Below are 12410 nucleotides of genomic sequence, written 5' to 3' on the forward strand. Positions count from 1 at the left end.
GTTTTGGCTTTATTCAAGCGGTGGCAACTGGTTGAACCAGTCGATATCGCGCACCGTGATCAGGCCGGAAATGATGATGCCCGCGATGATCGCCCACAGCACCACGGAAACAGCCGTGGTGATCCACATCTTCTTTTTCAGATGATGCTCTTCGGGCGCGCCTGCATGGGTGCCCGGCACGATCTCGCCCACATCGCCCTGGGTCTTGATCCGGATGGGCAGGATCACAAGCAACGTCATGAACCAGATGACGGCAAACAGAACTATGGCTGCGGTGATGGTCATGCGTCAGCCTCCGGGTTTATGCGCTCAGACCTGCTCAAGCTCGACAAGGCAGCCGTTGAAATCCTTGGGATGCAGGAACAGCACCGGCTTGCCATGCGCCCCGATCTTGGGCTCGCCCGAGCCCAGCACCCGCGCGCCGGTCTCCTTGAGATGATCGCGCGCGGCGATGATATCTTCTACCTCATAGCAGACATGATGGATACCGCCCGAGGGGTTCTTGTCCAAAAAACCCTTGATCGGGCTGTCGTCACCCAGCGGATACAGCAGTTCGATCTTGGTATTGGGCAGCTCGATGAACACGACAGTGACACCATGATCGGGCTCGTCCTGCGGTGCGCCGACCTTGGCGCCCAGCGCGCTGCGATATTGCTCGGACGCCGCCTCCAGATCCGGAACAGCAATTGCAACGTGGTTCAGCCTGCCGATCATGACAATCTCCTCTTATCTCCGTTGGCGCGGTTATGCGGGCAGACCCGTCAAAGGGCAAGTGCGCCAAATTGCATTAACCCTGTGTTAGCCGGATTTTCCTAACGTGAAGCACCCGCTGTTAAGGAGGTCTGCAATGAACGATTCGGTTCCTTCCACCACGTCGCACGCATTTCCCGGCACCATGCGCCCGTTGCTGGGCCAAACCATTCTTGTCGTCGAGGACAGCCGGTATGCCTGCGATGCCATGCGGTTGATGTGCTTGCGCAGCGGGGCCAGAATGCGTCGCGCGGATTGCCTGAAATCCGCGCACCGCCATCTCAGACTCTACCGTCCTTCGGTGATCGTGGTGGATCTGGGCCTGCCCGACGGCAACGGCGCGGACCTGATTGCCGAACTTTCCCAAAACAGCCCCCGGATCGGAGTGATTCTGGGAACCTCCGGCGACGACAGCGTCGGCACCACCGCCCTCGACGCCGGGGCGGACGGGTTTCTGGCGAAACCGCTGACCTCGCTGGCCGAGTTCCAGACTGCCATTCTTGACCTGCTGCCCGCAGACAGGCGCCCTGCTGTCCCCGTTGATCAGCAAGATCAGGTGATCTGCCCCGATCCGTTGGCCTATCAGGACGACATTACCCATATTGCCGAGCTTCTGACCGAGCCGAGTGATGACCGGGTTCTGGGCTATGCCGCCCAGTTCATCGGGGGCATCGCCCGAGCGGCCGGGGATCACGTATTGGAAGACGCCGCGCGCGATCTGACTGCCTCGCGCTCTCGGGGGGCACCGGTCACGGCTCAGACCGCGCGGCTGGTCGGGCTGGTGCAGAACAGACTGCAACAGCGCGAGGCGATCTGAGATGGTGACGGCCTATTTCATCACGGCAACATGCCTGTGCCTCTGGCTCTACCGGCAGACCCGATCGGCCGCGCGCTCCATTCGCGACGGCCGCACTCATGACGCCGATCTGCTGGATCACGTGATCCCCGATGCAGCCTCGCGGAAATAGTGAACTGATTGTTAAGACTGCATTGCCGAAGCAAACCGTAGGGCGTTAACCCACCGCCGATGCAGTTTTCAGGACCTTGAATAGTTGTACAAACCGGAAGATTGGCCAGTTTCAACTGGTACAAATCCACACTTTTCCGCCACCAGCGGCAAAAGGCGCCGCCCGCGCCAGGCGCGGGCGGGTAGTCTTACTCCTGCGGAATGACCCGCAGACCAAGCTCCATCAACTGGTCCGAAGTCGGCTCTGACGGCGCCGCCATCATCAAATCTTCGGCGCGCTGGTTCATCGGGAACATGATGACTTCGCGGATATTCACGGTGTCGGCCAGCAGCATGACGATCCGGTCGATACCGGCAGCACAGCCACCATGCGGCGGAGCGCCGTACTGGAACGCGTTAACCATTCCACCAAAGCGCTTACGCACTTCGTCCTCGCCATAACCGGCGATTTCAAAGGCCTTGAACATGATCTCGGGCTTGTGGTTCCGGATCGCGCCCGACAGAATCTCATAGCCGTTGCAGGCCAGATCGTACTGATATCCCAACACCTTAAGCGGATCGCCGTTCAGCGCCTCCATGCCCCCCTGGGGCATCGAGAACGGGTTGTGCTCAAAGTCGATCTTGCCGGTTTCCTCGTCCTGTTCGTAGATCGGGAAATCCACGATCCAGGCAAAGGCAAAACGGTCTTTCTCGGTCAGGCCCAGCTCTTCGCCGATGACGTCACGCGCTTTTCCTGCAACCTTTTCGAAGGCTTTCGGCTTTCCGCCCAAAAAGAACGCCGCATCACCAACGCCCAGACCCAACTGCTGACGGATCGCCTCGGTCCGTTCGGGGCCGATGTTCTTGGCCAGCGGACCTGCTGCCTCCATCCCCTCGCCCTGATCGCGCCAGAAGATATAGCCCATACCGGGCAGCCCTTCTTTCTGAGCAAAGGCATTCATGCGGTCACAGAACTTGCGGCTACCCCCGGTAGGCGCCGGGATCGCGCGAATCTCGGTGCCTTCCTGTTCCAGCAGCTTGGCAAAAATCGCAAAGCCGGAACCACGGAAATGTTCGGACACACTCTGCATCTTGATGGGGTTACGCAGGTCAGGCTTGTCGGTGCCATACCACAGCGCTGCATCCTTGTAGGAAATCTGCGGCCACTCCTGATCGACCTTGTGACCCTCGCCGAACTCTTCGAACACGCCTGTCAAGACAGGCTGAATCGTGTCGAACACGTCCTGCTGTTCGACAAACGACATCTCAAGGTCCAGCTGGTAAAAGTCCGTAGGCGACCGGTCGGCGCGCGGATCTTCGTCGCGGAAACAGGGCGCGATCTGGAAATATTTGTCGAAGCCCGAGACCATGATCAGCTGCTTGAACTGCTGCGGAGCCTGCGGCAGTGCATAGAATTTACCCGGATGCAGGCGCGAAGGCACCAGAAAGTCACGCGCGCCTTCGGGTGAGGATGCCGTGATGATCGGCGTCTGGTATTCACGGAAGCCCTGATCCCACATGCGGCGACGCATCGAGGCCACGACGTCTGAGCGCAAGGTCATGTTGCGCTGCATCGCCTCGCGGCGCAGGTCCAGATACCGATAGCGAAGGCGCGTTTCCTCGGGGTACTCCTGATCTCCGAACACCATCAGTGGAAGCTCTGCAGCCGATCCCAGCACTTCCAACTCGCGGACATACACCTCGATCTCGCCGGTAGGCAGCTTGGGGTTCACCAGTTCCGGGGCTCGCGCCTTGACGGTGCCGTCAATGCGGATACACCATTCGGACCGGACGTTTTCCAGCTCGGCAAACGCTGCGCTATCGCCGTCGCACAGAACCTGAGTTACGCCGAAATGGTCGCGCAGGTCGATGAACAACACACCGCCATGATCGCGCACGCGATGAACCCAGCCGGACAGGCGAACGGTTTCACCGACATTGGCGGCAGTCAGATCGGCGCAGGTGTGGCTGCGGTAGGCGTGCATCAGTCATATCCCTTCGGGCGGAGAATTCGTCGCGCCGATACACCGCGATAGCCACAGGAAGTCAAGGGTTCCGCGCCCAACCAGACCCGGTGTCACGCAAATGCAAGACAAAACCTGTTTTTGCCATATGTTATAAGTACAATGAATTCGGATAGTTGAGCCCGTTTACCGGGTGCCAGGCCAATTTCTGAAAGGAGTATGACGGCTCATGTGGCAGGCTATTTTTCACAGATTACTGACAGAATTTATCATCCGGGGCTCGCTCGGGGTGACATATCCGGACGGTTCCGAACATGTATATGGGGACGGAACCGCTCTGAACGCTGCAATTCACATCCATGACAAAGCCCTTTTGCCGCGACTGTGCCGCAATATCGAACTGGCCTTTGGCGAGGGGTACATGGACGGGAAATTGACGATCACAACCGGTGGGCTGGAAGACGTCATGCGCATTGCGATTCGCAATATCGTGGGCGGTCACCTTCCGAAAGCGCACAAGTGGCTCGCAAGGGGGCAGTTCCTGTTGCGCCCCATCCTTCAAAGGAACTCGCTTCGTTCAGCGCGCCGTAACGTTGCCCACCATTACGATATCTCGGACGATTTCTATCGGCTGATGTTGGATCGGGATATGCAGTACAGCTGCGCCTACTTCGACGCCCCCAACCGAACACTGGAACAGGCGCAGATCGCTAAAAAAGACCATATCGCGCGCAAGCTGTGTCTGGAGCCGGGCATGAAGGTTCTGGATATCGGCTGCGGCTGGGGTGGATTGTCGCTGACATTGGCGCGGGATTACGGTGTTCAGGTTACCGGCTTGACATTGTCGGAAAACCAACACGCAACAGCACGTCAGCGCGTTCATCAGGCGGGATTGCAAAACCGCGTCGAAATAAAGTTGCAGGATTACCGCGAACTGGATGGAAAATTCGACCGTATCGTTTCTGTCGGTATGTTGGAACATGTCGGGGTACCGCATTACCCCGAATATTTCGGCAAGGTCTCGGACCTGCTTGATCCGGATGGCGTTGCCCTGATTCACACGATCGGACGGAACGGACCGCCCAAGAATCAGTCTCCGTTTTTGAACAAATACATATTCCCGGGCGGCTACGTGCCTTCATTATCCGAGTTGATCGAACCGCTTGCGCATACAGGAATGTGGTTTCTGGATATCGAGAGTCTGCGGCTGCACTACGCCAAGACCCTGCGGTGTTGGCGCGACCGGTTCGAGGCGAACCTCGATAAGGTGCGCGCTATGTATGACGAGCGGTTTATCCGAATGTGGCGGTTCTATCTGACGGCCTGTATTCTGGTTTTCGAGGAACGCGATCAGACCGTGTTTCAGTTGCAGCTCGGGCACCGTAGTGACGCAGTACCGCTGACACGCGATTACCTGTATCGCCTCGATGCCCACCTGCGCGACGCGGCAGAGTAATTCTTCAGAATGGCCTTTGCACGTTGCCCGAATAGAAATAGACACCCAGCCCGGCGGCGAAAATGATGTTGCCAGCAATGGCATGCAACAACACCGCATAGAAGAACGAGCCGCGTTTTCTGTAAGCCCATGCAAACAAAAGACCGCCGGCAAAGGTCATCGCGGCGACGATCCAGCTCCAGTACATGAGATGCGCAAAGGAAAAGATTGCCGAGTTCAGGACATAGGATGCGCGCCCATTCGGCAGGATTGCATGATAGCGCCGGAAAAACAGTGGCCTAAACAGCAACTCCTGCGGCAGGGCCGAGGCCAGAGGATAGCCGATCCAGATGATCAGCAGAAACTCCGGCCTGTTTAGCAAAAGGAAATATGCAACGTCAGGCCGCGTGATCTGGATGAGAACCGAGCAGAACACCACCATCCCAAGTGTAAACAGAACGACCTCGCGCCAGGACCAGTTTCGCCAGCCAAAACGCAATTCCGCCCAGGCAAAACCGGGCGTCCGATGCAATAAGACGACACCGATCGCAGTGAAGGTGAACAGGGCCGGGAACATCCAGTCTGGCGGCAACAGCACGGCGATCAGCAGCGGCGCTGCCAAGAAAAACAGAGCAAACTCCATGCGCAGACGCAGATGCGTCGGGAATGATACAGCCGAGGTTCTGTCACTGCTCACGTCAACACCAACTCTGCCCGGATCAGCCCACGTAACGAATTTCCCACCTGCACCTTTCGTGCATTTTTCAGATCGGTCAAGGTCAGTCTTGCCTCGGATATGTCACCGTTTTCAAGCAGTTCCTGACGCAGGACGCCCGGCAGCAAGCCGGATGACAAAGGTGGTGTCAGATGGCGGCCATCCTGCGTTTCGATGAAAAGGTTGGTGATGGTACCCTCGCAAAGTTCGCCACGCTCGTTCAGAAACAGCAACTCATCTACGCCGACCGCCATACCCTTGCGGGCCGTATCGTAAACTTCGCGCCGGGTTGTTTTGTGCCGCAGCCAGAAATCCGAGGACTTCAGCCGGTTTTGTGAAATGGCAACGTTCCAGACAGGCGGGTTGTCGGCCAACGGCCCGCTTGTCAGTTCCAATTCGCCGGATGCATCCAGTGTCAGCCTGCATCGCAACGCGGTATCATTCGATATACCGCCCAGCATCTGCAAAGCCTTATGTCGGTCAAACGGCACTGCCAGAGCATCGGCGGATCGGGCCATCCGATCCAGATGCAGGTCCCCACGAATGACACCCTGCCCCGGACGAAAACCCAGCGTTTCGATCAGGCGGAAATCAGGCTCAACTGGTGGGCAAAGCGGGCTTTCCATAGCGCTTCCTCATATTCAGACGAGGCGGTACTGTCCCAAACCACGCCGCCGCCGACATTCAGTGTTGCCATGTCACCGTCAACCATCATGGTCCGGATCGCTACATTGAACTCGGATCGGCCATCCGGGGCGGCCCAGCCAATCGTGCCACAGTAGATATCCCGCGGCCATGGCTCCAGTTCAGCCAGAATCTCCATCGCTCTGATCTTTGGTGCACCGGTGATGGACCCGCAGGGAAACAGCGCGGCCATGATATCGGAAAGACCCGCATCGTCGCGCAGCTGCGCCCGAACCAGCGAGACCATCTGATGGACCGTGGCATAGGTTTCTACCTTGAACAGTTCCGGCACCTTGACCGACCCCGGCACCGCCACCCGGCTGATATCGTTGCGCAGCAGGTCAACGATCATCAGGTTTTCGGCCCGGTTCTTCTCATCCGACGACAAGAACGCCCGGCGGCGCGCATCTTCGTGCGCATCCGGACTGCGAGGCTGGGTGCCCTTCATCGGGCGGGTTTCGATTGTCCCCGATGCATCTGTGCGAAAGAACAACTCAGGCGAACGGCTCAGCAGGTCCGGCAGGCCTGCCTGTTCCACCAACGCGCCAAACCCCACGCGCTGGCGGTCTGCAAGAGCTGCATATAACGACGCGCTGCTTCCTTCGACGCCAAGATCAATAGGAAATGTCAGATTGGCCTGATAGATATCCCCGGCCCCGATTGCCTCATGCACCTTTCGGAAGGCACAGGCATAGCGATCCTCATCCCAACGGGGCTCGAACCGGGCAATCCCACCCCGCCCTTCGGTCAAATCAGAAGTGTCAGGTGCGTCGTAAACCCCGAAGCACATCAGCGGCAAACGCCGGTTCGCGGGCATTCGCGATGCAAGACGGGGCTCCAGCGCGTATCCCATTTCATAGCTGGCATATCCGGCAAGCCAGAAGCCCTCGGCCCGCGCGTCATCGAGTGCCGCCAAAGCCTGCGGCACTTCATGCGCGAAATCCGCGCGGATCATCCGGACTGGTCGGTCAAAACGCGTTCCCGGCCCGGCTGCTCCCTGATCAAAGCGAATACGCAATTGCATCCCCATTTGCCGTATTGCGCGATATAGAGATATCAGGGATGAGCGAAAGGGGGAAAGCGGCATTTTCATCTCTGTTTCCGATCCCCCTTGAACCTTTTCGCGTGGTCCCTATAACGCACGACAATTTGGGCGCTTGGGCGGTGCCCCTGACTCGCGGAAAATCGAAGGAACAAGGCCATGCCGAAGAGAACCGACATCCAGTCGATCATGATCATCGGGGCGGGGCCCATTGTCATCGGTCAGGCCTGTGAGTTCGACTATTCCGGTGCTCAGGCGTGCAAGGCGCTGCGCGAGGAAGGATACCGGGTCATTCTGGTGAACTCGAACCCCGCCACGATCATGACCGATCCCGGGCTGGCCGACGCGACCTATATCGAACCGATCACGCCCGAGGTGGTTGCCAAGATCATCGAAAAGGAACGCCCCGACGCCCTGCTGCCCACGATGGGTGGACAAACCGGGCTGAACACCTCGCTGGCGCTGGAAGAGATGGGTGTGCTCGACCAATTTGGTGTCGAGATGATCGGCGCCAAGCGTGACGCCATCGAAATGGCCGAAGACCGCGCCCTGTTCCGCGAGGCGATGGATCGACTGGGTCTTGAGAACCCCAAGGCAACCATCGTGACCGCCCCCAAGCGCGAGGACGGTTCTACCGATCTGGATGCAGGTGTGCAGATGGCTTTGGATGAGCTTGAGGAAATCGGCCTTCCCGCCATCATCCGTCCTGCATTTACACTGGGCGGAACCGGCGGCGGTGTGGCCTATAACCGCGAGGATTATATCCATTTTTGCCGCTCGGGCATGGATGCGTCGCCGGTCAATCAGATCCTCGTCGATGAAAGCCTGCTGGGCTGGAAAGAATACGAGATGGAGGTGGTCCGGGACACCGCCGACAACGCCATCATCGTCTGCTCCATTGAAAACGTCGACCCGATGGGTGTGCACACCGGCGACTCGATCACGGTGGCCCCTGCCCTGACGTTGACCGACAAGGAATACCAGATCATGCGCAACGGCTCGATCGCCGTTCTGCGTGAGATTGGCGTGGAAACCGGTGGCTCGAACGTGCAGTGGGCAATCAACCCCGATGATGGCCGTATGGTCGTGATCGAAATGAACCCGCGCGTGTCGCGGTCCTCGGCGCTGGCCTCAAAAGCGACCGGTTTCCCGATTGCCAAGATCGCGGCGAAACTGGCGATTGGCTACACGCTGGACGAGCTGGACAATGACATCACCAAGGTGACCCCGGCCTCGTTCGAGCCGACCATCGACTATGTTGTCACCAAGATCCCGAAATTCGCATTCGAGAAATTCCCCGGCTCGGAACCCTATCTGACCACCGCGATGAAGTCGGTGGGTGAGGCAATGTCCATCGGCCGCACCATCCACGAATCGATGCAAAAGGCACTGGCGTCGATGGAATCGGGCCTGACCGGGTTTGATGAGATCGAAATTCCGGGCTTGAATGTGGGTGTTTGGGACGAGGCCGACGACAAGGCCGCCGTGATCAAGGCGATCAGCCAGCAGACGCCCGACCGTCTGCGCACCATCGCGCAGGCCATGCGTCACGGTCTGACCGATGACGAGATTTTCGGCGTCACCAAGTTTGACCCGTGGTTCCTTGCCCGCATCCGCGAGATCGTCGATGCCGAGCGTCAGGTGCGCAAGGACGGCCTGCCCGTGACCGAGAAAGGCATCCGCAAGCTGAAAATGCTGGGCTTCACCGACGCGCGTCTGGGCAACCTGACTGGCCGTGACGAAGACAATGTCCGCCGCGCCCGCCGCAATCTGGGCGTAGCGGCAGTGTTCAAACGCATCGACACCTGCGCCGCCGAGTTCGAGGCGCAGACTCCCTACATGTATTCGACCTATGAGGCCCCGATGATGGGTGAGGTCGAATGCGAGGCGCGTCCGAGTGATCGCAAAAAGGTCGTCATCCTTGGCGGTGGCCCGAACCGGATCGGTCAGGGGATCGAGTTCGACTATTGCTGCTGTCACGCCTGTTTCGCGCTGACCGAAGCCGGGTACGAGACTATCATGGTCAACTGCAACCCCGAGACGGTTTCGACCGACTATGACACCTCGGATCGCCTGTATTTTGAGCCGCTGACCTTTGAACACGTGATGGAAATCCTGACGAAAGAACAGGAAAACGGCACGTTGCACGGCGTTATCGTTCAGTTTGGCGGCCAGACACCGCTGAAACTGGCCAACGCGCTTGAGGCCGAGGGCATTCCGATCCTCGGTACCACGCCGGACGCCATCGACCTGGCCGAGGACCGCGAGCGGTTCCAGGCGCTGGTCAACGATCTGGGTCTGAAGCAGCCCAATAACGGTATTGCCTCGACCGACGAACAGGCCCTGGAAATTGCCGAAGACATCGGCTTTCCGCTGGTGATCCGCCCCTCTTACGTGCTGGGTGGCCGCGCGATGGAAATCGTGCGCGATATGGATCAGCTGAAACGCTATATCAACGAGGCCGTGGTGGTTTCGGGTGACAGCCCGGTTCTGCTGGACAGCTATCTGGCCGGTGCGGTCGAACTGGACGTGGATGCGCTGTGCGATGGTACCGACGTTCACGTAGCCGGTATCATGCAGCATATCGAAGAGGCAGGCGTGCACTCGGGTGACTCGGCATGTTCGCTGCCGCCCTATTCGCTCTCGAAAGAAATCCTCGACCAGATCAAGGATCAGGCGTTCAAACTGGCCAAGGCGCTGAACGTCGTAGGCCTGATGAACGTGCAGTTCGCCATCAAGGATGATGAGATCTATCTGATCGAGGTGAACCCACGCGCCAGCCGCACCGTGCCTTTCGTTGCAAAGGCGACGGACAGCGCGATTGCTTCAATCGCGGCGCGGGTTATGGCCGGTGAAAAGCTGTCGAACTTCCCGATGCGCCCGCCTTATCAGGAAGGCAAGGACACCAAGATCGCCGATCAGATGACGCTGGCCGATCCGAACATGCCTTGGTTCTCGGTAAAAGAGGCCGTGCTACCCTTTGCCCGTTTCCCCGGCGTCGATACTATTCTGGGTCCGGAAATGCGTTCGACCGGCGAGGTCATGGGCTGGGATCGCGACTTCCCGCGCGCTTTCCTCAAGGCGCAGATGGGCGCAGGCATGGTGCTGCCTTCATCGGGCCGGGCCTTTGTCTCGATCAAAGACGCCGACAAGGGTGCTGCAATGCTGGAGGCCGCGCAGGTGCTGGTGGCACAGGGCTTCAACCTGGTTGCAACGCGCGGCACGCAAAGCTGGCTGGAGGGGCACGGAGTTCCCTGTGACGTTGTCAACAAGGTGTATGAAGGTCGCCCAGACGTGGTGGACATGCTCAAAGACGGACAGGTACAGCTGTTGATGAACACAACCGAAGGCGCGCAGGCCGTCGAGGATAGCAAAGCAATTCGCTCGATCGCGCTCTATGACAAAATCCCCTACTTCACGACCGCTGCGGCCAGCCACGCAGCCGCGCTGGCGATCAAGGCGCAAGCCGAAGGGGATGTCGAAGTCAAATCCCTGCAGGGATAAAACACCCCGAACATTGGCAGGGCCGGTTTTTTTACCGGTTTTGCCAATGTTTCTTTTCCCTCCGCGAAAAATGACGACCGATCACCCGGGTTGTTTCGAACCGTCGCGCAAATGGCGGAAAACCACCTGTGGGCGTGCATTCCCTCGGGTAAGCCACCCTTGATCCGGTGCGGTACTGACTGCATTTTGTGCAAATCCAAAAAATATTCAGGACCCGCCATGTACACGCCCGCCATAACCGGAACCGGTGTCTTTACGCCCGATAACGTCATCACGAATGCCGAGCTGGTCGTGGCCTTCAATGCCTATGCCGACAAGAAGAATGCCGAGAACGCCGAAGCGATTGCCGCGGGCCGGATGGAGCCGATCCAGTACTCTTCGGAAGAGTTCATCCTAAAGGCATCAGGGATCGAGAACCGGTACGTCATGGACAAGACCGGCATTTTGAACCCGAACATCATGCACCCGATCTTGCGTCAGCGCAGCGATGACGAGCCGGGCATAATGACCGAGATGGCCGTTGATGCCTGCAACAAGGCACTGGCACAGGCTGGTCGAACAGCCGAAGACATTGATCTGGTGATCTGTGCCGCTTCGAACCATGAACGCGCCTATCCGGCTGTTGCGGTCGAGATTCAGCAAGCTCTTGGCGTCAGGGGCTTCGGATTCGACATGAATGTCGCCTGCTCCTCTGCGACGTTTGGCATTCAGGCGGCGGCCGATATGGTGCGGTCCGGTTCGGTCCGGGCAGCGATAGTTGTGAACCCCGAAATCTGTTCGGGGCATCTGGAATGGCGGGACAGGGATTGCCACTTCATTTTTGGCGATGTGGCCACCGCGACCGTGATTGAGCGAGTCGAAGATGCAAAGGGACCGCATTTCGAGATTCTGTCGACCCGTTGCGCTACGGAATTTTCCAACAATATTCGAAACAACAATGGCTTTCTGCGACGGGCCCGCCCGGATGGCCTGGCGGACCGGCGAGACATGCAGTTCATGCAAAACGGGCGCAAGGTGTTCAAGGAAGTGCTGCCGATGGTAAGCCAGCACATCACGGATCACATGGATGCCGAAGGGCTGAGCAGCAGTGATCTGAAACGCCTTTGGCTGCATCAGGCCAACAAGACCATGAACGATTTCATTGGCAAAAAGGTGCTGGGCCGAGAGCCGGAACCGAATGAACAGCCCAATATTCTGCAGGACTATGCTAACACCTCATCCGCCGGATCAATCATCGCGTTTTCCAAACATTCGGATGATCTAAACAGTGGCGACGTGGGGCTAATCTGTTCGTTTGGCGCGGGATATTCAGTGGGGTCTGTGATCGTCCGCAGGCACGCCTGATCCGTTCAGGACGTTACCACCAACCA

At 58.5% G+C, this 12410-nt stretch carries 11 protein-coding genes; 5 read left to right on the forward strand and 6 right to left on the reverse strand.

Annotation, left to right across the window (positions count from 1 at the left end; all coding sequences use genetic code 11):
- Window positions 1–9 precede the first annotated feature (9 nt).
- Window positions 10–285 carry a DUF1467 family protein gene (locus ACR0NA_RS07430; RefSeq protein WP_170650957.1) on the reverse strand — a complete coding sequence of 92 codons (276 nt, stop codon included), beginning with the start codon at window positions 283–285 and terminating at the stop codon, window positions 10–12.
- Between the two features lie 24 nt (window positions 286–309).
- Window positions 310–714, reverse strand: a complete 405-nt coding sequence (gene mce, locus ACR0NA_RS07435) for a methylmalonyl-CoA epimerase (protein ID WP_480448686.1) — start codon at window positions 712–714, stop codon at window positions 310–312.
- A gap of 133 nt (window positions 715–847) precedes the next feature.
- On the opposite strand from mce, the gene ACR0NA_RS07440 reads away from it, so the two are divergent.
- Both ACR0NA_RS07440 and ACR0NA_RS07445 read left to right on the forward strand, forming a co-directional pair.
- Complete coding sequence (locus ACR0NA_RS07440) at window positions 848–1567, forward strand: response regulator transcription factor (protein ID WP_480727531.1); 720 nt, start codon at window positions 848–850, stop codon at window positions 1565–1567.
- 1 nt (window position 1568) lies between these two features.
- Window positions 1569–1718 carry a hypothetical protein gene (locus ACR0NA_RS07445; protein ID WP_480448684.1) on the forward strand — a complete coding sequence of 50 codons (150 nt, stop codon included), beginning with the start codon at window positions 1569–1571 and terminating at the stop codon, window positions 1716–1718.
- Window positions 1719–1905: 187 nt separating this feature from the next.
- Here ACR0NA_RS07445 and aspS read toward each other — a convergent pair whose 3' ends face one another.
- Window positions 1906–3681, reverse strand: coding sequence for an aspartate--tRNA ligase (gene aspS, locus ACR0NA_RS07450; RefSeq protein WP_480448683.1), 1776 nt, complete (start codon window positions 3679–3681; stop codon window positions 1906–1908).
- A 208-nt stretch (window positions 3682–3889) separates the two neighbouring features.
- On the opposite strand from aspS, the gene ACR0NA_RS07455 reads away from it, so the two are divergent.
- Window positions 3890–5116, forward strand: a complete 1227-nt coding sequence (locus tag ACR0NA_RS07455; protein WP_480727534.1) for a class I SAM-dependent methyltransferase — start codon at window positions 3890–3892, stop codon at window positions 5114–5116.
- 4 nt (window positions 5117–5120) lie between these two features.
- Here ACR0NA_RS07455 and ACR0NA_RS07460 read toward each other — a convergent pair whose 3' ends face one another.
- From ACR0NA_RS07460 to ACR0NA_RS07470, 3 genes are read right to left on the reverse strand one after another with little or no spacing between them, the layout of a single operon-like run.
- A complete protein-coding gene (locus ACR0NA_RS07460; RefSeq protein WP_480727536.1) occupies window positions 5121–5792 on the reverse strand; it encodes a CPBP family intramembrane glutamic endopeptidase in 672 nt (223 codons plus the stop codon).
- Window positions 5789–6436, reverse strand: coding sequence for an aminotransferase class IV family protein (locus ACR0NA_RS07465; protein WP_480727538.1), 648 nt, complete (start codon window positions 6434–6436; stop codon window positions 5789–5791). Before ACR0NA_RS07465 ends, ACR0NA_RS07460 begins: the two co-directional genes overlap by 4 nt.
- Entirely contained in the window at window positions 6391–7518 is a 1128-nt protein-coding gene (locus ACR0NA_RS07470) for an aminodeoxychorismate synthase component I (protein ID WP_480727541.1), read from the reverse strand. The genes ACR0NA_RS07465 and ACR0NA_RS07470 overlap by 46 nt, the downstream gene beginning before the upstream one ends.
- Before the next feature lie 177 nt (window positions 7519–7695).
- Between ACR0NA_RS07470 and carB the strand changes: the two genes are divergently transcribed.
- The gene (gene carB / locus ACR0NA_RS07475; RefSeq protein ID WP_480727543.1) at window positions 7696–11040 is read left to right on the forward strand and encodes a carbamoyl-phosphate synthase large subunit; all 3345 of its coding nucleotides are present in this window, start codon (window positions 7696–7698) and stop codon (window positions 11038–11040) included.
- A 219-nt stretch (window positions 11041–11259) separates the two neighbouring features.
- Window positions 11260–12384 (forward strand): beta-ketoacyl-ACP synthase III, encoded by a 1125-nt coding sequence (locus tag ACR0NA_RS07480; protein ID WP_480727545.1) that lies wholly within the window; start codon window positions 11260–11262, stop codon window positions 12382–12384.
- Window positions 12385–12410: the final 26 nt, after the last annotated feature.

Source organism: Ruegeria sp. C11 (assembly GCF_056537725.1).